The 22,474-nt window shown below is 39.8% G+C and carries 28 protein-coding genes and 2 pseudogenes; 26 read left to right on the top strand and 4 right to left on the bottom strand.

Annotated elements, in window-relative coordinates; genetic code table 11:
- Positions 1-236: 236 nt before the first annotated feature.
- The 7 genes from HMPREF9078_RS03655 to ftsH all read left to right on the top strand — a co-directional run bounded on the left by HMPREF9078_RS03655 (position 237) and on the right by ftsH (position 7,438).
- Entirely contained in the window at positions 237-920 is a 684-nt protein-coding gene (locus tag HMPREF9078_RS03655) for a cell division ATP-binding protein FtsE (RefSeq protein WP_009419397.1), read from the top strand.
- Positions 921-970: 50 nt separating this feature from the next.
- Positions 971-1,930 carry a D-2-hydroxyacid dehydrogenase gene (locus tag HMPREF9078_RS03650; protein ID WP_009419396.1) on the top strand — a complete coding sequence of 320 codons (960 nt, stop codon included), beginning with the start codon at positions 971-973 and terminating at the stop codon, positions 1,928-1,930.
- Positions 1,931-1,937: 7 nt separating this feature from the next.
- Positions 1,938-2,333, top strand: a complete 396-nt coding sequence (locus tag HMPREF9078_RS03645; RefSeq protein WP_009418400.1) for a DUF937 domain-containing protein — start codon at positions 1,938-1,940, stop codon at positions 2,331-2,333.
- 72 nt (positions 2,334-2,405) lie between these two features.
- Complete coding sequence (locus HMPREF9078_RS03640; RefSeq protein WP_009419395.1) at positions 2,406-2,840, top strand: nucleoside deaminase; 435 nt, start codon at positions 2,406-2,408, stop codon at positions 2,838-2,840.
- Positions 2,837-4,720 carry a hypothetical protein gene (locus HMPREF9078_RS03635; protein ID WP_009419394.1) on the top strand — a complete coding sequence of 628 codons (1,884 nt, stop codon included), beginning with the start codon at positions 2,837-2,839 and terminating at the stop codon, positions 4,718-4,720. The genes HMPREF9078_RS03640 and HMPREF9078_RS03635 overlap by 4 nt, the downstream gene beginning before the upstream one ends.
- Positions 4,721-5,106: 386 nt before the next feature.
- On the top strand, positions 5,107-5,478 hold the full coding sequence (rsfS, locus tag HMPREF9078_RS03630) for a ribosome silencing factor (protein WP_002671325.1): 372 nt from the start codon (positions 5,107-5,109) through the stop codon (positions 5,476-5,478).
- A gap of 4 nt (positions 5,479-5,482) precedes the next feature.
- The gene (ftsH, locus tag HMPREF9078_RS03625) at positions 5,483-7,438 is read left to right on the top strand and encodes an ATP-dependent zinc metalloprotease FtsH (protein WP_009419393.1); all 1,956 of its coding nucleotides are present in this window, start codon (positions 5,483-5,485) and stop codon (positions 7,436-7,438) included.
- 52 nt (positions 7,439-7,490) lie between these two features.
- Here the strand turns inward: ftsH and HMPREF9078_RS03620 are convergent, their stop codons facing one another.
- Positions 7,491-8,210 carry a carboxypeptidase-like regulatory domain-containing protein gene (locus HMPREF9078_RS03620; protein ID WP_009419392.1) on the bottom strand — a complete coding sequence of 240 codons (720 nt, stop codon included), beginning with the start codon at positions 8,208-8,210 and terminating at the stop codon, positions 7,491-7,493.
- Between the two features lie 18 nt (positions 8,211-8,228).
- Positions 8,229-8,870 carry an orotate phosphoribosyltransferase gene (gene pyrE / locus HMPREF9078_RS03615; RefSeq protein WP_009419391.1) on the bottom strand — a complete coding sequence of 214 codons (642 nt, stop codon included), beginning with the start codon at positions 8,868-8,870 and terminating at the stop codon, positions 8,229-8,231.
- A gap of 5 nt (positions 8,871-8,875) precedes the next feature.
- Between pyrE and HMPREF9078_RS03610 the strand changes: the two genes are divergently transcribed.
- Both HMPREF9078_RS03610 and HMPREF9078_RS03605 read left to right on the top strand, forming a co-directional pair.
- On the top strand, positions 8,876-9,460 hold the full coding sequence (locus HMPREF9078_RS03610; protein ID WP_009409997.1) for an NUDIX hydrolase: 585 nt from the start codon (positions 8,876-8,878) through the stop codon (positions 9,458-9,460).
- 542 nt (positions 9,461-10,002) lie between these two features.
- A complete protein-coding gene (locus tag HMPREF9078_RS03605) occupies positions 10,003-10,350 on the top strand; it encodes a hypothetical protein (protein ID WP_009419390.1) in 348 nt (115 codons plus the stop codon).
- Positions 10,351-10,425: 75 nt separating this feature from the next.
- Here HMPREF9078_RS03605 and HMPREF9078_RS03600 read toward each other — a convergent pair whose 3' ends face one another.
- A complete protein-coding gene (locus HMPREF9078_RS03600; RefSeq protein ID WP_034542740.1) occupies positions 10,426-12,000 on the bottom strand; it encodes a Na+/H+ antiporter in 1,575 nt (524 codons plus the stop codon).
- A 124-nt stretch (positions 12,001-12,124) separates the two neighbouring features.
- On the opposite strand from HMPREF9078_RS03600, the gene HMPREF9078_RS03595 reads away from it, so the two are divergent.
- The 10 genes and pseudogenes from HMPREF9078_RS03595 to HMPREF9078_RS03550 all read left to right on the top strand — a co-directional run bounded on the left by HMPREF9078_RS03595 (position 12,125) and on the right by HMPREF9078_RS03550 (position 18,371).
- Positions 12,125-12,757 (top strand): NAD(P)H-binding protein, encoded by a 633-nt coding sequence (locus HMPREF9078_RS03595; protein WP_009419388.1) that lies wholly within the window; start codon positions 12,125-12,127, stop codon positions 12,755-12,757.
- Positions 12,758-12,839: 82 nt separating this feature from the next.
- A pseudogene (locus tag HMPREF9078_RS03590) lies at positions 12,840-13,659 on the top strand (alpha/beta hydrolase).
- 44 nt (positions 13,660-13,703) lie between these two features.
- On the top strand, positions 13,704-14,198 hold the full coding sequence (locus HMPREF9078_RS03585) for a 3'-5' exonuclease (RefSeq protein ID WP_009419385.1): 495 nt from the start codon (positions 13,704-13,706) through the stop codon (positions 14,196-14,198).
- Between the two features lie 109 nt (positions 14,199-14,307).
- Positions 14,308-15,057, top strand: coding sequence for a helix-turn-helix domain-containing protein (locus HMPREF9078_RS03580; RefSeq protein ID WP_009419384.1), 750 nt, complete (start codon positions 14,308-14,310; stop codon positions 15,055-15,057).
- 76 nt (positions 15,058-15,133) lie between these two features.
- Complete coding sequence (locus tag HMPREF9078_RS03575) at positions 15,134-15,511, top strand: VOC family protein (protein ID WP_009419383.1); 378 nt, start codon at positions 15,134-15,136, stop codon at positions 15,509-15,511.
- Positions 15,512-15,702: 191 nt separating this feature from the next.
- Positions 15,703-16,257, top strand: coding sequence for an NAD(P)H-dependent oxidoreductase (locus HMPREF9078_RS03570; protein WP_009419382.1), 555 nt, complete (start codon positions 15,703-15,705; stop codon positions 16,255-16,257).
- 62 nt (positions 16,258-16,319) lie between these two features.
- Positions 16,320-16,772, top strand: a complete 453-nt coding sequence (locus HMPREF9078_RS03565; RefSeq protein ID WP_009419381.1) for an EVE domain-containing protein — start codon at positions 16,320-16,322, stop codon at positions 16,770-16,772.
- Positions 16,747-17,196 carry a MarR family winged helix-turn-helix transcriptional regulator gene (locus tag HMPREF9078_RS03560; protein WP_009419380.1) on the top strand — a complete coding sequence of 150 codons (450 nt, stop codon included), beginning with the start codon at positions 16,747-16,749 and terminating at the stop codon, positions 17,194-17,196. Before HMPREF9078_RS03565 ends, HMPREF9078_RS03560 begins: the two co-directional genes overlap by 26 nt.
- 113 nt (positions 17,197-17,309) lie before the next feature.
- Complete coding sequence (locus HMPREF9078_RS03555) at positions 17,310-17,594, top strand: hypothetical protein (protein WP_009419378.1); 285 nt, start codon at positions 17,310-17,312, stop codon at positions 17,592-17,594.
- 177 nt (positions 17,595-17,771) lie between these two features.
- Positions 17,772-18,371, top strand: a pseudogene (locus HMPREF9078_RS03550) (NAD(P)H-dependent oxidoreductase).
- 44 nt (positions 18,372-18,415) lie between these two features.
- On the opposite strand, the gene HMPREF9078_RS03545 reads toward HMPREF9078_RS03550, so the two are convergent.
- Positions 18,416-18,793, bottom strand: coding sequence for a helix-turn-helix domain-containing protein (locus tag HMPREF9078_RS03545; protein ID WP_009419376.1), 378 nt, complete (start codon positions 18,791-18,793; stop codon positions 18,416-18,418).
- A gap of 93 nt (positions 18,794-18,886) precedes the next feature.
- Here HMPREF9078_RS03545 and HMPREF9078_RS03540 point away from each other — a divergent pair, with 93 nt between their 5' ends.
- From HMPREF9078_RS03540 to cdd, 7 genes are all read left to right on the top strand, one after another.
- Positions 18,887-19,432 (top strand): NAD(P)H-dependent oxidoreductase, encoded by a 546-nt coding sequence (locus tag HMPREF9078_RS03540; RefSeq protein WP_009419375.1) that lies wholly within the window; start codon positions 18,887-18,889, stop codon positions 19,430-19,432.
- 141 nt (positions 19,433-19,573) lie between these two features.
- Complete coding sequence (locus HMPREF9078_RS03535) at positions 19,574-20,188, top strand: endonuclease III domain-containing protein (RefSeq protein WP_009419374.1); 615 nt, start codon at positions 19,574-19,576, stop codon at positions 20,186-20,188.
- 14 nt (positions 20,189-20,202) lie between these two features.
- On the top strand, positions 20,203-20,517 hold the full coding sequence (locus HMPREF9078_RS03530; protein ID WP_034542733.1) for a hypothetical protein: 315 nt from the start codon (positions 20,203-20,205) through the stop codon (positions 20,515-20,517).
- Positions 20,496-20,636, top strand: a complete 141-nt coding sequence (locus tag HMPREF9078_RS11960; protein WP_009419372.1) for a hypothetical protein — start codon at positions 20,496-20,498, stop codon at positions 20,634-20,636. Before HMPREF9078_RS03530 ends, HMPREF9078_RS11960 begins: the two co-directional genes overlap by 22 nt.
- Before the next feature lie 24 nt (positions 20,637-20,660).
- Positions 20,661-21,035, top strand: a complete 375-nt coding sequence (gene crcB, locus HMPREF9078_RS03525) for a fluoride efflux transporter CrcB (RefSeq protein WP_009419371.1) — start codon at positions 20,661-20,663, stop codon at positions 21,033-21,035.
- 72 nt (positions 21,036-21,107) lie between these two features.
- On the top strand, positions 21,108-21,722 hold the full coding sequence (locus tag HMPREF9078_RS03520) for a DUF4230 domain-containing protein (RefSeq protein WP_009419370.1): 615 nt from the start codon (positions 21,108-21,110) through the stop codon (positions 21,720-21,722).
- A 53-nt stretch (positions 21,723-21,775) separates the two neighbouring features.
- Positions 21,776-22,273 (top strand): cytidine deaminase, encoded by a 498-nt coding sequence (gene cdd / locus HMPREF9078_RS03515; protein WP_323984882.1) that lies wholly within the window; start codon positions 21,776-21,778, stop codon positions 22,271-22,273.
- Positions 22,274-22,474 lie beyond the last annotated feature (201 nt).

The raw sequence follows: 22,474 nt of genomic DNA, 5'->3' as shown, positions 1-22,474 counted from the left end.
CTATCTTCGATACTTTCCGATTCCCTCCGAGATTTTCTGATATTATATTTATCACCTAATAAATACCCTTTATCTTACTATCTTTTATTCACATACCTAGCTATTGCTGGGGTTAGCTTATTATATTATACCTCCTTTTTTCACTTTTTCTCGAAAAAATTTCCATCATCCAAATATTTTTTCTACCTTTGCAGGAATTTTGTAAGGTAAATAGTTGCCTTACTGAACTTATATCAATGGAAGAACCAGTATTAGATTTAAAAGAAGTATCAGTATATCAAAAGAATACCCTCATTCTCTCCAATGTAAATCTCACCATTGGGAAAGGTGAATTAGTGTACCTTATCGGCAAAACAGGGTCAGGAAAGAGTAGCTTAATCAAGTTGCTCTACGGCGATTTACCCCTTACCAAAGGAAAAGGAAAAGTCGTAGGTTTCAACCTAAATAAACTCACCGAAGACGAAATCCCTCTGCTCCGCCGTAAACTAGGAGTTGTATTCCAAGATTTCAAACTGCTTACCGATAGAAGCGTGCACGATAATCTCGCTTTTGTGCTGAAAGCTACCGGATGGACTGATAAAGCAAAAATACAACAACGCATAGAAGAGGTACTTGCAAAAGTAAAAATGCAGAATACAGGTTTTAAGTTCCCTCACGAGCTATCAGGAGGCGAACAACAACGCATAGCTATCGCACGTGCCTTGCTCAACAACCCCGAACTCATCTTAGCCGATGAACCCACAGGTAACTTAGACCCCGAGACCAGTGTAGAAGTAATGCAAGTTCTCAAAGAAATCAACGCCTCGGGACGAACCATACTGATGGCAACTCACGACTATGCCCTCATTCTCAAGTTCCCTTCCAAAACCCTAAAATGCGATGGCGAACGCATCTTTGAGGTTGTACAGAGAAGGGTATAATTGTAATTGGCAATTTGCTAATTCACTAATTTACTAATTAAATTAATATAATGGCGATAAAGATACTTGCAAACGATGGAATTTCCGATTCAGGAAAAGAAGCGTTAGAAAAAGAAGGTTTTGAAGTTATCACTACTAAGGTAGCTCAAAACCAATTGATAGACTATATAAACAAACACGCAATCGATGTGCTCTTAGTGCGTTCGGCTACACAAGTGCGAAAAGATATCATCGATGGCTGTCCGTCACTCAAACTCATCGGTAGAGGAGGCGTAGGAATGGACAATATAGATGTGGCACACGCCAAAAGCAAAAACCTACACGTGATTAATACCCCAGCCTCTTCGGCTAATTCGGTAGCCGAGCTCGTTTTTGCTCACCTTTTCAGTGGCGTACGCTTTCTACACGATGCCAACCGCAATATGCCTTTGGAAGGCGACACTCAGTTTAACGAACTCAAAAAAAACTATAACAATGGTGCCGAATTGCGCGGTAAAACCATAGGCATTATAGGTTTCGGACGTAGCGGACAAGCGGTAGCTCGCATTGCTATCGGTTTAGGAATGAACGTAATGGCTTACGACCCCAAAGTAACTGAGGCAGTAATAACCCTCGACTTTTTCGACGGACAAACCTTGCCTTTCACTATCAAAACCGTAGAAAAAGAACACCTACTGGCAAAAGCTGATTTTATCACTCTCAACAACAGCCCAGCAGAAGGAGGTTATATACTCGATGCAAAAGAGTTTGCCTTGATGAAAGATGGTGTAGGAGTCATCAATTTAGCACGTGGAGGTGCTTTAAATGAAGTAGCACTTATAGAAGCCTTAGATAGTGGCAAAGTAGCTTTTGCAGGTTTAGATGTATTCGAAAACGAACCCAACCCCGCTATACAAGTGTTAATGCACCCTCAGGTATCGCTTACCCCACACATAGGGGCAGCTACTAACGAAGCTCAGAACCGCATAGGTTTTGAGTTAGCCTCACAAATTATAACCTTATTTAAATAATTATTATATGGCAGGAATGTTAGATTTTTTAGGAGGTGATAACCTTCAACAACTCGTAAAAGGATTGAGCGAGAAAACAGGTATCGGTAGCGATAAAGTAAGCTCGGTAATGGATTCACTCAAATCGATGCTCGGCAATGCCGAAGGTAGTGAGATTTTAAACAAACTCACAGGCGACGGGCAATCGTCTACCTTAAAAGCTATCAGTGAGAAAACAGGTGTCTCATTGGATAATGTAAGCAAGATTTTCCAAAACTTAACCCCAATGATATCCAACTTTTTCTCAGGCAAAGGAGGTAACATCAGTGAAATGATGAACTCTTTCTTCGACAAAAACAAAGACGGAAATGTAATGGATGATATTATGGGAGGTATTGGCAACCTCTTTGGCGGTAATAAATAATTACCTTATAACCGTATTTTTAACATTACTTTGGCAAAGTTTTTGTACTTTGCCAAAGTAATTTTTATTTCAATGAATACTGACGAATACTTTATGCAAAAGGCTTTAGAAGAAGCACAATTAGCTTTCGAGGAAAACGAGATTCCCGTAGGAGCCATTATCACCATTGATAACAGAATTATCGCCAAAGCCCATAACCTTACCGAGCGCCTCAACGATGTGACAGCGCACGCCGAAATGCAAGCCATTACTATGGCAGCTCACTATTTGGGAGGTAAATACCTCATAGGTTGCACTATGTACCTCACGTTAGAGCCTTGTGCAATGTGTGCAGGTGCTTTGTATTGGAGTCAGTTATCGCGTTTAGTCTATGCTGCCCCCGACACCCATAGAGGCTACAGCGTAATGGGGGGCAAATTGCATCCCAAAACCGAAATAGTTACAGGCATTTTAAGCCAGGAAGCTACAGCCTTGTTAAAACAGTTCTTTCAGCAAAAAAGGAAATGAGAAAAACCTTTACTCTTATAGCTCTCTTTCTCTTGGGAATGAATTATCTTCTTTCTCAAGAAATAGATACTTTAAAGGTAAAAGACTCGCTATTAGAAGGCATTTCACCTGAAAGAGAAGCTAAAAACAAAGTATTCTATGAGAGAATCAAAAACTTCTTTAGCAAATATAAGCTCACTAAAAATCTCAACAATCTTATTGTAATTGAGGAAAAAGCAACCGGTAGAACACTCACCCCCACAGCTACTGTTACTACTACGGTTACCCATATAAAAGCCCCTTCTTATCAAGGGAAAATCATTAGAAATATCGTTATTACTACCTTAGACCCTTTTGGGTTTGACGAGAAAGATTTAAGCAAAGTACCTAACACTCGTTTGGAGCGTTTTGGCAATGCACTTCACGTGAAAACCCGCGAGAGCACGGTACGCAAGTTTCTTCTGTTTAAAAAGGACAAGCCCTTAGATACCCTTTTGCTGAGTGAAACCGAGCGTGTATTGCGCAATCAGCGGTATATCCGTAGGGCACAAGTGTGTGCTATTCCTGTGAGTCAAACCTCCGATTCAGTAGATGTGCAAGTGAATGTGCTCGATAGCTGGTCTATATACGTCGACGGCGACTTGGCAGGCAGTAGAGGCTGGACACGACTTACCGAGCAAAATCTCTTTGGGATAGGACACGAACTCTCGCTCACCTATCAACAATACTTTTCAGGAATCGGGAACAATGGCAAAGGTTTTAACTATGTGGTGAGGAACATCAAAAACACTTACATCAATGTGCGAACCGGTTATTATTCCGATTACGAGAACTATTTTTCAAAGAGCATACAGGTAGAGCGACCGCTGTATTCACCTTTGGCACGCTGGTCGGGGCGCTTAGGTTATTACGAATACCGATATGAAGACGAAGGCATTAGTTATCGCGACTCTATCTATATTCCTATCCTAATGACACGCACCTTCGATGCTTTTGGTAGTTGGGTAAAGCCCCTCAGAAAAGTAGAAAACAAGCGCATCAATAACTTTATCATAGCTGGGCGTTTTCGCAATATAAATTATTACGAGAAACCTTCCCCCGAGATAGACCCCGAGCAATATTACGGCAACGAGAACCTATATCTCACTCAATTCAGTCTCAATAGTACAGGCTTTGTGAAAGACCGCTATATATTTCGCAACGGCGATATCGAGGACGTAGGCATAGGGCGCTCTTTGTTTCTCACCTCAGGGATACTGCGGAAGAACTACGCTACTTTGCCCTATCTCGGTATAGGCTTTGCTGAGGCAAACTATACCAAGCGTGGTTACCATTCTATCAACTTTGAGGTAGGCACATTCTTCAAGGACGGCACGAACAAAGAAACTGTGCTAAAAGGGGAAGGCACCTATTTCAGTAAATTGTTCGACATAGGCGATTGGCATTTTCGTCAGTTCTTGCGCTCCTCATTTGTAGTAGGTTTTAACCGAAATGTATACCAGCGAGACAGGATCAACTTAAATGAATCTAATGGTATCTTGGGCTTCAGTAGCCGTGAAGTATACGGCACACGCAAACTTATTCTCACCTCACAAACGCAAGTATATGCTCCTTTTCAGCTTATAGGTTTTAGGTTTAGTCCGTTTCTCTCAGCCGATGTAGGTTTTATAGGCAGGGAAAATACTGCCTTTCTAAAAACAGAAGTATACTCTAAGGTTTCCATAGGTTTTTATATCTCCAACGACTATTTTCCCTTTGGAGCCATACAATTCTCCTTTGGGTATTATCCTAATATCCCAGGTACAGGTAACAATATCTTCAAATTTACAGGCGTTACCAACGACGATTTCAGGCTACACAGCTTTTCTCAACGCTTGTCTAATATTGTATCGTTTAGGTAACTTCGCCTTACCTTCGTTATTTCTTCGTTCATTGTTCGTTCATTGTTCGTCTTTCCTTCGTTCATCGTTCGTCTTTTCTTCGTTTATCGTTCGTTCTTTCTTCGTTCATTGTTCGTTCATCGTTCGTCTTTCCTTCGTCTTTCCTTCGTCCATCGTTCGTCCATCGTTCGTCATTCGTTCATCTGCCCGTGTGGCTCGTACCTGCTCGTGCCGCTCGCACCTGCGCGTGTAGCTCACACCTCTGCATTTTTAACTACGTGACAAAATGTCTGAAACTAACTGACAGAAGAATAATGGCAATGTTTTTGCTTTTCTAAAAGGAATGTTTTATCTTTGCGCGCTTTCAAGAGAGATATAACAAGTTTAAACTGTAAAAATAAAGAACATTGAATAAGGAAATATCATCAAATCAGCTTATTAGTAATATTATAGCTGGTATAGAAAAAGTAAAAGGAACCGATATTACCATTATGGATTTGCGTGAGGTAGAGAATACCGTGTGCGATTATTTTATTTTGTGCAATGGGTCTTCTAATACCCAAGTGTCGGCTATCTCTGGCGCTATCCAAAAGGTAGTGAGTCAAGCCGAAGGTCATCAACACCCGTGGCACGTAGAAGGTGAAGCTAATGCCGAGTGGGTACTCATCGATTATGTGGATGTAGTGGTGCATATCTTCCAAACAAAAATACGTGAGCATTACGACCTCGAAGGACTTTGGGGAGACGCTAAAATTATCAACTTAGAAACTAACTATTAAAAATATGTCGGACAATAAAAGCAACGGGTCTCGTTTTTCAGCCTATTGGTTATATGCCATATTACTGCTGATACTCATAGGTTTTAATTATTATTCAGGAGCCAGTTTTTGGTCACAACCCAAAGAGATTCCGCAATCTAAATTTGAGGAATACCTTAGCAATGGTGATGTATCCAAAATCATCATCTTAAACCATAAAGAAGCTAATGTATATCTCACCCCCGATGCTCTTAAAAAAGAAGAGCACAAAGAGGTAAAACCTACGGGAAATACCTTTATGCAAGGTGCTAACGCAGGCGACGTACCCCAATACCGTTTTGAATTAGGCGATTTGAGTAATTTCGAAAACCGATTCGACCAAATTGTAAAAGATAACAACCTCAGCACTACTCGTGAGAACAAAACCCAGCAAAACATCTTCGGCGATTTGCTGTTCTCTATTTTGCCTTTTATAGTTATCATAGGGTTATGGATTTACGTAATGCGTCGTATGGCAGGAGGCGGAGGAGCTGGTGGTATCTTCAGCATTGGTAAATCTAAGGCGCGTGTATTCGATGAAAAGAAAGAAACGCGTGTAACTTTTCAAGATGTAGCAGGCTTAGAGGGAGCAAAAGAAGAAGTACAAGAGATTGTAGACTTCCTCAAAAACCCCGATAAATACACTTCATTAGGAGGTAAAATACCACGTGGAGCCCTATTAGTAGGTCCTCCTGGTACAGGTAAAACTCTTCTTGCGAAAGCTGTAGCAGGTGAAGCCCAAGTACCTTTCTTCTCACTCTCTGGTTCTGACTTTGTAGAGATGTTCGTAGGGGTAGGAGCCTCTCGTGTGCGCGACCTTTTCAAACAAGCTAAAGAAAAGTCTCCTTGTATTATCTTTATTGATGAAATTGATGCTATAGGTCGTGCTCGTGGTAAAAATGTAATGACGGGAGCTAATGATGAGCGTGAGAATACTCTCAACCAACTCCTTACCGAGATGGACGGTTTTGGTTCACATACTAATGTTATCGTATTGGCAGCCACTAACCGCGCTGATATCCTCGATAAAGCACTAATGCGCGCAGGACGTTTCGACCGTCAGATTTATGTGGAGCTTCCTAACTTAAATGAGCGCAAACAGATATTTGAAGTACATTTGCGACCTATCAAAACAGCAGAAACATTAGATATAGACTTCTTAGCAAAACAGACCCCAGGATTCTCTGGCGCTGATATTGCTAACGTATGTAATGAAGCTGCTCTTATTGCAGCACGTAAAGGTAAAACAGCGGTAAGCAAACAAGAATTCCTTGATGCAGTGGATAGAATTGTAGGTGGTTTGGAGAAGAAAACTAAAATCCTTACTCCCGAAGAACGCAAGACAATAGCCTTCCACGAAGCAGGTCACGCTACTGTAAGTTGGCTCTTAGAACACGCTGCACCACTTGTAAAAGTAACTATCGTGCCTCGCGGACAATCGTTAGGCGCAGCTTGGTATTTGCCAGAAGAACGCCAAATAGTGCGTACTGAACAGATACTCGATGAGATGTGTGCTGCCCTTGGCGGTAGAGCTGCAGAAAAAGTGATATTCGATAAGATTTCTACAGGTGCTCTTAGCGACCTTGAGAAGGTAACCAAACAAGCGCGCGCAATGGTAACCATTTATGGGCTTAATGACAAGATAGGCAACCTTACTTATTACGATTCAGCCCAAGCCGATTATAGTTTTACCAAACCTTATAGTGAGAAAACAGCGCACCTAATAGATGAAGAGATTTCTAAGATTATAGAAGAACAATATCAGCGTGCTATTGATATTCTCACCGAGAATAAGGATAAGCTTACTACTTTGGCAAACTTGCTCTTAGAACGTGAAGTAATCTTCCGCGAAGATCTTGAAAATATCTTTGGTAAGCGCAAGTTTAAAGACCCTCACGATATTATTGAGGAAGAAGATAAATCCTCAGAAGTTGTATCGTAATTACAATAAAAAAAGATGTATCAAATTCTCTTTGATACATCTTTTTTATTCTTTATTTTTCTGCTTTTGCTAATCTTTGGTACTCACCCCATGCCTCTATAAGCATAAACTCCATTTGCTTATTTTCCTTCTTCCTTACAAGATCGTGGAACTCGGTTCTCTCCATTACATAATAGGCTAAAACGTCTATTTCCTCTTCGTTTAGTTTGAGTTCTTTTTGTAGAAAGACTTTCATATTTTCACGTATATAGTTAGCGACAGCTAAATTCTGTTCATTAGCTACAATTTTCTTTAAGAGCTTCTTTCGTCCACTTATAGTATTAATGAGTAAATCAATGCTTAATAAATTTCCTCCTGCACTATGAGTAGCACTATACAACCGTTTTTCAGCAAAAGTACGCTCTACAGGAGTATGTTGTAAAATACCTAACCTTTGAGCAGAAACCCCTTGATATTTTGATACTTCAACCTCATCAAGCTGATTGACCTGTTCTTTCATCTGTATTAAAACTCCTCCGAAACCAAAATCAGCTTTTGTAAGAGTGTGATAAACAGTTTGCATTCCTACAAAAGTAATTTGCAAAGTATTACGTTCACTTGCTTTTAGTGTAAAATAACCATTGGCATCAGTAGTAGTAACAGCATTGGTATAAAGATTCATCACGTGCGCTCCTGACAAGGGTATTGTATCACGCACCACTCTACCACGTACTTGTTTTTGTGCAAAGGCTCCTACACTAAAAAACAACCATATAATTGTTAGATATTTCATAAAATCACTATGAATATTTTACTGTTTCCAAGTATCCGGACTTTTGCGCCATTGCTGGAGCATCTCTAAATCTTCTTTTTTGATACGACCAAAAAGTAAGGCTTTTTCTAATAGACTGTCGTAATCGCCAGCAGTGTAAAGCGGTACCTTTTCCTCGGTAAAACGCTCATTGGCTACATCAAAATTGTAAGAGAAAAGGGCTATCATTCCCAATACCTCAGCATCACTATCGCGTAGGGCTTTTACCGCATTAAGGCTACTCATTCCGGTACTTATCAGGTCTTCTACCACTACTACCTTTTGTTCAGAGCGCAAAAAACCTTCAATTTGGTTTTGTCTGCCGTGTTTTTTAGGTTCAGGACGTACATACACGAAAGGCAATTGGAGTGCATTAGCTACCAACATACCAATGCCAATAGCCCCCGTAGCTACCCCTGCAATAACTTGTACTTCGGGAAATTTCTCTTTTATGCCTCTTGCCAATACACTTGCAAAGTACGAACGAATCTCTGGAAATGAGAGAATTATACGGTTATCACAATAAATTGGTGACTTCCAACCGCTCGCCCAAGTAAAATAATTTTCAGAATTCAATTTAATTGCGTTAATTTGCAATAAAAATTCAGCGGTATTTTGTGCCGTAATACTATCTAAAATCATAGGTTATGTATGAAATATTTTTAGACGAAAAGTCGATTATTTTGACAAATGTACGAGAAAATATTGAGAACGTCAAATGTTTTCCAATAAAAGATGTTACTCTTGATGTTATCTTGGAGGAACTCAAGCGAAAAGAGGTAGAAAAAATCTACTTATATCACCCTAAGGAAGAAAAACTTATGAAGAAATTTAAGCAACTTATTCCTACCATAAAAGCAGGGGGTGGCATTGTGTATAATCAGGAAGGAAAAGTACTGATGATTAAGCGTCACGGCAAGTGGGATTTGCCCAAAGGAAAGAAAGAAAAGGGCGAAAATATCGCTACTTGTGCTTTGCGTGAGGTAGAGGAAGAAACAGGTGTTAAAAAACTGCTTATCCAGCGCTTCCGAATGATTACTTATCACATATTCAAACGCGATGGGCAATATTTTTTGAAAGAGACCTATTGGTATGATATGACTACTACCTTTAAGAAAAAATTGGTACCTCAAACCGAAGAAGATATAGAAAAAGCGTGTTGGAAAGACGAGGCAGAGGTACGCGAGTTGGTGAAGGATTCGTATAAGAATATTCAGAAGCTATTCAATTAGCAAAGAATCTCTCCACAAGCTGGTGTGAGCAAAACGCTCGTGTCCTTTTTATTACTACCTACACCGAAGCTATACCGAATCTACAGTGGCTCTACAGTGGCTCTACAGTGGCTCTACCCAGAACACTAAGCGAAGTTATAGCGAATACCACTGGAATACAATCACTATATCAAACAATTAATTGTTAATGGTTAATTGAAAATTTATCCTTACCTTTGTATCACTAATCTAATTCCTAAAACCTGACCTCTAAACTCTAAGTAAACTATGGCGAAAACAAAGAACGACTCCCTAACAAAAGGGCTTTCGGGAAAAGTCGGTAACTAATTCTTCTTCCGTAAAGTGCGGAATAAGACTACCAACAACTAAGAGTAAAAGACAATTTCTATATGGTATAATAATAACATCACACACAATTTTGGCATCTTTGCGTCATTTAATTTTATTAATTTATTTTTATGACTTTATAACAACACTTTGCTAAATATATTTTTGGAGAAACCGAACAAATAGACATATCAGCTAATTAACAAATTAACATTATGACCTCAGACGAATTTGCAAAGAATTTTTATATTGAAAAGCTAAATTTTTTAAAGTCGTGCTTTCAGGTACAACCAGACTATCCTTCAGCTGTAAATACCAAAATAAAAAAAATGGCACTGAGCAGTACTCAAAAAGAACAATTAGAAGAAGTGATTGACCTGTTGTTAAACGATGTGTTTTACAGCGTGCTATTAGGCTTAGACGGTGAATGCCCCATAGGCAACATACAGCAAGTTTATAGTATATACGATGAAGAAGGGTGTCTTATTTCTGATTGCGGGGAATTGGAAGTGAGTGCTTACGAATACTTTCACGGAGACAAATACGAAAAAGAAACTGATTAATATAAAACAATATGTTCTGAGGGCACGAGCGAGACGCTCGCGCCTACAAGACAAATTGGCAAATCGGCAAATTAACTAATTCATTTCCCATTTTTCTTCTTCTAAATTCAACTGTCGGTGGAAATTGCGTATTTGCTCTTCATCAATACGTGGGTTCTTATTCAGTTGGTGCAATATCTCTCGCTGATGATGTAAAATAGCAACGTATTTCTTTCGTACTTCAGGAGTAGTATTGCACTTAGGCATATCGAGTTGGTATTGCCATATATCTTTCTGATTCTGTAATAGAAAACTATCAGTAATTCCTTCTTTGTAATGTTTTTGCATATAATCTAAAGCAGCTTGCGCTAAAGATTTCCGAATAAGACTTTCGGCTTCGGCTTCAGGAATATGGTCTTTATAATCGGGAAATTTTGCCCAACGGATAAGCACCGGCAAACTAAGTCCTTGTACGAGTAGGGTTGCCAATATCACTATAAAAGTAATGTAGAGAATAAGGCTGCGATGCGGAAAAGGTTCGCCATTCTCTAAAGTTAGAGGAATAGAAAGTGCTACCGCTAATGAAAGCACCCCGCGCATTCCTGCCCAACCTAATACCAAAGGCACCCGAGTTCCAGGATTACGCTCATCGGCTACAGTGATAAAGCGTTTCATTATTTGGGTAATGAGTACTGCCCCATAAGATGATAGCAGTCGTACCCCTACCACTACCCCTGTGATGAGCAGTCCGTAGTTGGTAGCAGTGGCAAGACTCATACCTTCGGCTTCAATGCCCTCAAGTACTTCGGGCAAGGCAAGACCTATCAGCATAAAGGCAAGACCATTGAGTATAAAACCTAAAATACCCCATACCGCAACCCCTTTGTTACGTGTGGAAGCCGCAAAAATATTGGTAAGATGCAGCGACATATACATACCGCCTGCCACTACTGCCAACACCCCCGAAGCACCCACTTCGTTTGCCACAATATACATTATATAAGGTGCTATAAGCGAGAGAATAACATCCATATTAGCATCGGTAGGGAGATATTTATACATTTTGCTCATCACCCAAGCGATAGCCAAACCTATAAGTGACCCAGCAATAACTACCCAAAGGAAATTCAATGCTATATCCGTCCACACCAGCTGACCGGTAGTAACTACCAAAGCTGCAAATCTAAATACAATCAGTGAAGAGGCATCGTTCAGCAAACTCTCGCTTTCTATTATCGTTGAAATGCGTTTAGGCACCTTTACAAAATTCATAATCGCTGAAGCACTCACGGCATCGGTAGAGCCTATCACCCCTCCTAAAAGAAAACCTAAGGCTAATGAAAACCCTGGAAATACCATATTAGCCACCCACGCCACCGCAGCCGCTGTAATAAACACTACGATAAAAGCAAAACTAAAGATAATGCGTCGCCATTTCCACATCTCTTTTAGCGATATCGAGAAAACATCAGCATATAAGAGTGGAGGCAAGAAGATGATGAGCACCAAATCGGGGTTGAGTGTAATGGTAGGTACATTAGGGATAAGGCTAATCGCTAAACCTCCTAAAACCAACAGAATAGGGTAAGCCACTTTAAGTCGGTTAGCCAGCATTATAAGCAGCATAATAGCCACCATCAAAAGCAATAAGTAAGAGAAGTATTGTACCATAGTTCATTAATTATGAGGCGACAAAAATAGTAAAAAATACTTTTCATTCATAACCGATGAGTATTTTTTTGTATCTTTGCAACCTATACAGCACGACAAATTAACTCTTATCTCTCACCTAAAAATGAAAGCCCTTATCATCGGCGCTACAGGTGCCACTGGAAAAGATTTAGTAACACAACTTTTAGCCGACGACACTTATAGCGAGGTACATTGCTTCGTGCGCAAACCCTTAGCCCTCACCCACCCCAAGCTACACGCTCACGTAGTCAATTTCGAGACTCCCGAGGCGTGGGCAGATTTGTTGCACGGCGATGTAGCTTTCTCTTGTTTAGGCACCACTTTAGCTGTGGCAGGCACTAAAGAAGCCCAATGGCGTGTGGATTACGACTATCAGTACGCCTTTGCCCAGCAGTGTAAAGCCAATGGAGTACCTACCTTTGTACTCGTCTCGGCAGCAGGAGCTACAGCGCAGTCTAAACTGTTCTACAACCGTATGAAAGGACAGTTGGAGGACGCCGTAAAAGCACTTGATTTCTCGTGTTTACTCATCTTCCAACCCTCAGTATTAGTGCGCAAAGGGTCGGATAGAAAAGGAGAGCAATTTGGACTCAAAATGATTGTTCTCCTCAACAAAATAGGACTCTTCAAACATTACCGCCCTATGCCAACAGCTGTTCTTGCTCAGAGAATGCGTAAAGAAGTTGCTACTGCGAATAAGGGTATACATACTTTTACTCTTGATAAAATCTTTTGATAGAGATCAATAATAAATGATAACTAATTAGTCAATTAGCTAATTTGTTGTATCTTTGTCTCCTAAATTTACAAATAGAAAGATGAAAAGAATACTAATTTCATTATTCCTTATGACATCTATAGTAGCTAATGCCAAAACTGAACCCATAGAAATACAAGGAGCCGTAGGCAAACTCCGAGGTGTGCTTACTACTCCCGACAATTTTAACCAAAAGAAAATCCCCGTGGTGATTATGTTTCACGGTTTTACTGGAAATATCAACGAGAAAATAAACATTACTATAGCCGAAACCCTTGCCAAAGAAGGCATTGCTTCTGTGCGATTCGACTTCAACGGACACGGGAAAAGCGATGGCGACTTCGAGAAAATGAGCCTCGATAACGAATTAGAAGATGCGCGCCGTATTGTTCAGTATGTTGAACAACTGCCTTTTGTGAGTAAAATAGGCATCTATGGTCATTCACAAGGAGGGCTTATCTCAATATTGCTCAGTTCAGAACTCGGCAAGAGCAAAAATCAAGGCAGTGGCAATGCTAGCTCCAGCAGTTATCATTCACGATAATATGTTACAAGGGTCTTTTTTTGGCACTACCTTCGACCCCCTAAATGTCCCCGATAAGGTGAGCCTCTTCTCAGGCAAAATTAGCGTAGGCAAGGACTATATTCTTTCAGGGCAACGCATAAAGCCTTTTGAAGCCACTAAGCGTTACAAAGGAAAGGTAAAAATCATTCACGGAACAGGTGATAGAGCCGTACCTTACTCGTATAGTGAATATCTTTTGTATTTCTACAAAAACGCCGAATTAACAATCACTCCAAAAGCCGACCACGTTTTCTCTAACCAAGAAGATATCCCAGCCACCGAGGTAAGTCAATGGATGAAAAAACAACTTAAATAACGTGAGTTCGATATAACACTGACTTTACTTGTTACCTGAATAAAATGAACACTTTCGCAGCCTTAGACTTTGAAACCGCCAACCAATACCGCAGTAGCGTATGCAGTATCGGACTTGTTTTTGTAGAAAATAATGAGATTATTGACACTTATTACCAACTGATTAAACCTGCACCAAACTTTTATAGTTATTTCAATACCCAAATACACGGTCTTTCGCAGAAAGACACCGAAAAAGCACCACTTTTTCCTGAAGTATGGACAGACATATTGCCAAAAATAAAAGATTTACCCCTTGTAGCTCATAATAGTACTTTTGATGAAGGCTGTTTGAGGGCTGTATTAGCTTATTATGAACTCCCACAACACACTAATCCTTTCTTTTGCACCTACCGAAAAGCGCGCAAACTCCTCCCTCAGCTTGCTAATCATAAGTTAGATACTGTATCCGCTTATTTTGGGTTTGATTTAAAGCAACATCACCACGCCTTAGCCGATGCCGAGGCTTGTGCACATATCGCTTTAGAACTTTTCAAGTAAGATAGCAAGCAAAAATTTTAGCAAATCTAACAAATTAGCAAATTATTCCTATTTTTGCACTTCATCAATAGCAAACAACGTGTTATCACTTCACCCCTATTATCACCCTATGCAATCGGTTATACCTGCGGAAGAAAAAGAGGTTACCTATACCGAGTTTCTTCCGTGTGAGGCTTTGCGTCCGTTTATCTATTGCTATTGGGAACTGAAATCTCCTCTGCGTAACACACCTTTCTTTTACCGAGTAGTTGCCGATGGTTGTATAGACCTATTTTTTGACTGCAACGCCCCGCAGATGAGTTCCCTTATGGGCTATTGCAATACATACATAGAGTTTCCTATAACGGGGGCTTTCCACTATGTGGGGGTGCGCTTTCTGCCCAGTGCTTTTCCGCTGCTTTTTGGTCAGGATGCTTTTGAAATCAGCGCACAAGAAATCCCCTTGCGTGAGGTAGTTCCCGCTTTGGCTACTTTTATCGCTCAACAGTTAGAAGTTCCTCTTTCGTTAGCTACCATTGCACAATGCTTAGACAACTATTTTCTCCGCCACCTATCACAACGCCCTTTGCAGATAGACAAGCGCTTTTTCTCGGCACTTTTGCAGATATTACAGAGCAAAGGCACGATGCACATCAGTGAGTTAGATACCGGCATCAGCACCCGACAGTTGCGCCGCCTTTTCGACTACTACATAGGCGATAGTCCTAAGACTTTTAGCAATATTGTGCGCTTCCAACATATACTAAGTGCAAAATCCTACCACAACCATTCCTTTTTAGACACTTATTACGACCAAGCCCATTTTATCAAATCGTTTAAAACATTCTATGGCGATACGCCAAGCAAGGTATTAGGCTGAAGAATGTCCGTTTTTTACAATCGTATTCCCTGTGCTTGCGGTACTTTTGCCGCCGAATAACAAATACATTATCAGAATGAAATTAAACGCAGGTATTATCACCGAGAAATTAGCTGAGAGCAAGGCTTTCTACACCCAAGTATTGCAATTTGGTGTTACTTTTGAAAACGACTTTTATTTGCTGTTGCACACGCCTAATCAGGAGGCGGAAATTAGTTTTTTATTGCCTAACCACCCTTCGCAACAGCCTCTCTTCCAAAAATCTTTTACCCAACAGGGCGTATACCTCACCATTGAAGTAGAGAATGTAGATGAGTATTACCACAAGTTAAAAGAGCAGGGCGTGCCCATTGCCATAGACTTACGCGAAGAGCCTTGGGGCGATCGCCATTTTGCCATTATAGACCCCAACGGCATCGGTATAGATATCGTAACCTATTCCGCACCTGAATAAAAATGAAAATAAAATACAAACCCCCTCCCCGCTTATAGAGAAATCTATCAGCGGGGATTTTTTATATCCCCAACTCATAGTAATACCTACACCTTAAAAAAATATTTATAAAATAATATATAGTAAGTTTGCTTATTATATAAAAACATATTACCTTTGCGCCCGAATAAAGAAGTAAATTTAAATTATATATGAATGTTTTAATTATCAACGGGCATCCTACTATGGAGACGTCTAACGCCAATAAGGCTATTTTAGAAGAAGTAAAACGCTTGCTCCCTGAGGCTGAAGTAAGTAACTTGCAAGCTCTTTATCCTAACTATCAAATTGATGTAACTGCCGAACAAGCTAAACTTGTAAAAGCAGATGTAATTGTATGGCAATTCCCCGTGAATTGGTATTCGCTTCCTGCTTTGCTAAAAAAATGGTTAGACAACGTGTTTTCACACGGCTTTGCTTATGGCGACAACAAGCTGATGGGCAAGAAACTCATCCTTTCTTTCACTACCGGAGCACCTGAAGAGGCTTATCAACACGGTGGCGCACAGAACTATCCATTTACCGATTTTCTCAATATTCACCGCCAAACTGCCAATCACTGCAAACTGCTATTCCAAGAACCTGTAATCTCTTACGGAATGAAGTACATCCCAGAAGTAATGCCCAAAGAAGTGCTTACAACCCTACAACAAAGAGCCAAAGATCACGCCGCTCGATTGGTTGCGCAAATCAAAGAATTAAACTAATTTTGCAATTGATAAAAATCGCTGTGTGGCAGTGTGTCACACGGTTTTTATTCCATTTATAAATGAAAAAGAGACCTATCAAATATTGGATTATCGTGGCGAGCAAAGACCACGTACAAATGGGCGTTGCGGGAGGATTTGCCCAAGCCTGCCACGGCAAGGCACAGCCTTTGAAGCGTATGCAGGAGGGTGACGGTATCCTCTATTACTCTTCCAAACGCTATTTTGGAAAAGAAGACAAATGCCAAGCCTTCACGGCTATTGGCAAAGTGAAAGACGAAGAAGTCTATGCCTTTCAGATGAGTGAAAATTTCTGTCCGTTTAGGAGAAATATTACTTTTGTAGACTGCGAAGAAACGCCCATAGCCGACCTTATTGAGCTATTGGACTTTATCCCTAACAAAAAAGCGTGGGGATATCCTTTTCGCTTTGGTATTTTAGAAATATCCGAGAACGATTTTAAACTTATAGCCTCTAAAATGTTACACAATGACCTCTCAGCCCTCAATTTTTAATCTGAAAGCCGAAGAAAGCTCAGGGCTTTTGCTTTGGCAAGTAAGTATGTTATGGCAACGCGGAATCAAAAAAGTGTTGCAACCCTTCGATCTCACACACCCCCAGTTTGTACTCTTGGCGAGTGCCCAGTGGTTCGCCCAACAAGGAAAGGAAATCACGCAGGTATCTTTAGCAAATTTCACCAAGATAGACCCAATGACCACCTCGCAAGTGGTGCGCACTTTGCAGAGCAAAGACCTCATCACAAGGGAAGAACACAAGACCGACACCCGCGCCAAAGTAGTTGCTATCACCGCTCAAGGCGCCGAACTCATCGCACAAGCTGTCGCTAAAGTCGAGGCTTTTGATGATGAATTTTTCAGTATTTTGGCAACCGAACAGCCCTCGTTCAACGCTCAACTGCACAAACTTTTGACGAATTAGCTGAATCGTTTTGCTCTCATTGCTAGAAATCCTTACTTGTAAGGAAGGTTTTATCAATTATCAATTGTTTTGTACCTTTGTAGTCTCAAAAACTATTTATACTATTTTCTATTATGCCATTGGATATTGTTATCTTTAAGCAAGGAAAGGAGAAAGAATATGTGCCAATTGATGAAAAACTACATCAATTGATGTTTTCTCAGGACACTATAAAACAAGGTAGATGCAGAGAGCTCTCTAAAATCAGGGATTATTACCTTACAGATGTTATTTTTATGGGAAAAGCACTTACAGACTTTGTTGAAGACCTTAAAATGCTTTCACTTCCGGAACTTTCTCCTATAATAAAACTATTAGAGCAAGCAGAAATAGAGAAAATACGTATAAGTGGAGACTAAAATAAATAGATGATGACGGTTATTGATATAGTAACCTATTCAGTAAAAATATAAAAAATACCCTCCCCACTAGTAGGAAATACTATAAGCGGGGAGAGTTTTATTTGCAAATTAGCAAATTTTCAAATTCGCTAATTAATTCTTACTTTTGCCCCCGAATTTATAAATAAAAGAAAAATGAAAAAGATTTTTATTATCAACGGAGGACAAAAATTTCACGGAGGTGGCGGTACCCTCAACGCCAGCATAACAGAATAGACTCGCCAAACACTTGAGGAACTGGGCTATCAGGTACAGTCTACTTGTATTAATGATACGTACGACCCCAGAGCAGAAGCGGAAAAGATAGCAGGTGCCGATGTGATTATCTATCATACGCCTATCTGGTGGTTTCAGGTGCCTTATGGCTTAAAGCAATACATCGATGAGGTGTTTATTGCAGGAATGGACATCATTTGCCCTAATGACGGTCGTTCGCGCGAAGAACCCGAACGCAATTACGGTACAGGCGGACTAATGCAAGGCAAAAAATATATGGTTACCACTACGTGGAATGCACCCTTAGGAGCTTTCACGCAACCGAATGACTTTTTCGACCAAACATCTGTAGACGATGGGGTGCTATTTGGTTTCCACAAGATGAATAAGTTCGTAGGACTCTCGCCTTTGGAAGGTTTTCATTTCTATGACGTAAAGAAAAACGGTACTCCCGAAAGAATTGAAGCCTACAAACAAGCCTATATCGCTCATTTGAAGAATATCTTTGGGAATAAATAAAGAAAAACGGTTACTTATAAAAAAGTGACCGCTTTTTTTATTTTTTATTCCGTTAGGAAAGTTCCTTTTTCAAGCACAATTTTATTTCCCCATTGGGTAAGGGCATCGAGTATAGGCAAAAAAGATTTTCCTAAGTCGGTGAGTGAATAAATAGCCACCAAAGGAGGTTTTTCGCCATAGACAACTTTAGAAATAAGCTCATCGTTTTCCAATTGTTTTAGCTGAATACTGAGCGTAGTTTCGGTTACCGAATAGAGGTCTTTTCTCAGTTCGCTAAATCGCTTTTCACCTTCTTTAAGGTGATACAAAATCACGGCTTTCCATTTTCCCCCTATCAAATCCATCGCTACGGCAATGGTGCAAGGATAGGTTTTTTCTCCTAAGCGGACGCTGGGGGCAGTACACTCTATTTTTGTTTCCATAATAGTTGAAATTATAAAGTATCTATTTAGATAGTTATTGCCAGATTGAAAGTTGTACTATAATTTTGCGCCAAAATTAAAAAATAATTTAATATGGCATTAGTAATTTTAGCACACCCCCATTTTGACCAATCGATAGCCAATAAGGCTATCATAGAGGAGCTTTCTCGTAGCGATATAGATTTTGAAATCAGAAATTTATCAGCGCTATACCCTACCTTTCAAATAGATGTAAAAGCAGAGCAAGAAGCCTTACTCAAGCATCAAGAGGTTATCTTCCAATATCCTTTTTATTGGTATAATATGCCAGCTATACTCAAGCATTGGTTTGATGAGGTTTTCACGTATCAGTTTGCTTATGGTTCACAAGGAGATAAGCTCAAAGGGAAATATTTTATCCCAAGTTTTACCGTTGGGGCACCCGAAAGTGAATATCACACTTTGGGAGAACACCATTTCAAAGTATACGAGTTTTGCAAGAACTTAGCGCAAACGGCTTATTATGCGCAGATGAAGTATGTAGAACCTCTATATTTTCACGGGACATCAGTAAATGCAGGTTATACCAAAGAGGATATAGAAGCAAAAGCCAAAGCGCAAGCCCAACGATTATTAGCATTTCTTTCTTCGCTGAAATAACACACAAATTAGGATTAAAAAAACCCTCCCCACTTGTAGGAAATATTACCAGTGGGGAGGGTTTTATCAATTATCAATTATCAATTATCAATTATCAATTGTCAATTGTTTTGTACCTTTGCCTCATCGGAAGGTTATTTTATGTCTCAAAAAATCAAAGTTTTCAATAAATTATTAGCCCATTACGGCAAGCAATATTGGTGGAATGACCCCAATCGCATTACCGACTGGATTTCGATGATTCTCATTCAGCAAACTACCCAAGAGAATACCGAAAAAGCGCTTGCTAACTTAGAGGGTAACTTATCGGTAGAGGCTTTACACGCTATGGAACTGAATACTTTGCAGGAATATATACGTCCGGCAGGCTTCTACAAGCAAAAAAGCACTTACATCAAAGCCCTGATGGAATGGTACGTGTCGCACGGAGCTTCCTTACAAAAGTTTGAGGCTATCCCTACTGAGGAGCTTCGCAAGGAACTACTCTCTATCAAAGGTGTGGGCGAAGAAACTGCCGATGCAACGTTATTGTACATTTTTGAGCGAAAGGTGTTCATAGCCGACCAGTACGCTATACGACTTTTGAACCGCCTGAACCTTTCTACCTCACAAACCTATAAAGCCCTACGCGAAGAGTGTATGCCCTTAGTTGCTGAAATTCCCTTAGAAACCTGCCAAGAATGGCACGCTGTGATTGATATACACGGCAAGGCTTACCGTAAAGGTTTTACCGATGAACAGTGGTTATTAGAATAATAAATAAAAAAATTATGAGCAAAATATGGAAAAATATCATTGCCCGAACACAAGATGAGGTAAAGGCAACTTTTCAAGAATTATACGCTTCTGTAGATTTCGGAGCTTATATAGCCCCACAAGATTACTTTGTGTCTTACATCTTTAAAACAGAAGAGGAACTGAGCAATGCAAAGGAAACAGGCTTACTGCAAAAGATAAACGACTATCACCAAAAACTATTGCACGAGCAACAATACCCTGAAGAAGGTATAAAGGACTGTACTTTTGCCTCTCAGGAAGATTGCGACAAGGAGTGGAATGGAAATTGGTATTATTATTACAAGTAAACAAACAACATCACAGAGAACTATCAAGAGAAGATTTCTTCTTTGTAGGCTATTGCGAAGCCCTCGAAACTCATTTAATGACGGTTTTTGTGAGTTGGGCAGGCGATAAACAAATCTAACAGTATTACCAAATAATTGTAAGTATGATAAAATCAGTTTTAATAGTAGGACTTGGGAGCTTTATGGGCGGAGTTTTTCGTTATATGCTTTCAGTAGGATTGAACAGATGGGGTAAAATATTGTCCTTCCCGATAAGTATTTTTATGGTAAATATATTGGGGTGTTTCTTGATAGGAATACTCTACGGTTATTTCAAGAATAAAGAAGTAGATAGCTATCTAATTTTATTACTAATGACAGGCGTTTTGGGAGGCTTCACCACGTTCTCTACTTTTTCATTGGAAGTACTGCATTTATTTCAGCAAAATGAACTACTAAAAGCTACTTTTTATGTAGTAGGAAGTGTAGGATTAGGAATTTTGGCGTGCTTTTTGGGATACATTATAGGCAACAGGTAAAAGGTAATAGATTAAGCTAGCGATAGCTGGTATTTAAATTAAAAGTTTTTACATTAAAAGATATATACGACAATGAAGAAATTTTTGTTAGGAGTAGCTGTGGCTGTAGTAGCCTTGCTATTAGTAAAGTATTTTACTGATAAGAAAGAAGACAAAGAGAGATTGGAGGCTGATACGGCTCTGATACAAACGCAAATAGCCAACGTAAGCAAGTTGGTTGTTACTGAAGGACATTTTGCAGAAGTACTCTCGTATACCGATACTCAAAAGTACTTTATGGATTTACTTTCGTTTGATAAGAAAATCCTCACAGTAGTAAATGCTGATGTAACGGTAGCTTACGACCTGCACAAAATCAGCTATGAGGTAAACGAAGAGCAAAAGAAAGTCATCATTAAATCGCTACCAGAGGCAGAGGTAAAGATATACCCAACGATGAAATATTACGACGTGAGCCAGAGTCAGGTGAACCCTTTTACTCCTGCCGATGTAGAGAAGATACAGAAGAAGGTAAAAGCCGAGTTGGAACGCAAAGTGAATGCTTCAACCCTAAGGAGCAATGCCGAAAATCGATTGCTTACCGAACTTTCTAACCTTATTTTTGCTACCCGAGCTGTGGGCTGGACGTTAGAGTACCAAAATACGCCTATCGAGAGTAGAGAAGATTTTAAAATGCTGAAACCATAACAAAAGTGTATTAGTTTTGATTATTTTCTGTATATTTGCCCCATAAATCAAATATTGAATATTCACTTATGAAAACGGAAAAACAATTAAATATTAAATATAGCGTTTTTGAGGGGGTTACTGACCTGCCAAAAAAAGCACAAGAACTAATGCAACAAGCGATTATGGCTAGAGAAAATGCTTATGCTCCTTACTCCAAATTTAAAGTAGGAGCGGCGGTTCGTCTTAAAAACGGACAGATTTTCATAGGTTCTAATCAGGAGAATGCTGCTTATCCGTCGGGGTTATGTGCTGAAAGAGTGGCTATTTATCAGGCTTCTACCCAATGTCCTGATGAAGAAATAGAGATGATTGCTATTTCGGGCACTGCCGAAGACCCTACTTGTTACCCTGTTTCTCCTTGTGGAGCGTGTAGGCAATCACTTTCAGAATACGAGACTAAGCAGAAAAAGCTAATACCTGTTTATTTTATGGGAGCAGAAGGGAATATCATCAGAACAGCTTCTATCAAAGATTTACTACCTTTCCTCTTTGACGGTAGTTTGATGTAAAAATGCGAGCCATAAGGACAGATGAGAGTTAATAGATAAACGTGAAAAAGAAATATAAAGAGTAACTGCTATAAGGCAATGGTTTTTCATACCATTGCCTTATTTTTTGCAAAAGAGAGGGATTTACAAAAGTGCATTATCGGAGCATTTCGGATATACACGGAAGATATCGAAGATAGGGTTATGGTATAGTTAGCTTAT

Origin of the sequence: Capnocytophaga sp. oral taxon 380 str. F0488, assembly GCF_000318255.2 — a bacterium.
GTDB classification, from domain to species: Bacteria; Bacteroidota; Bacteroidia; order Flavobacteriales; family Flavobacteriaceae; genus Capnocytophaga; species Capnocytophaga ochracea.
The sequence above is the reverse complement of the archived record's forward strand: the minus strand, read 5'-3'. Positions and strand labels throughout refer to the sequence as shown.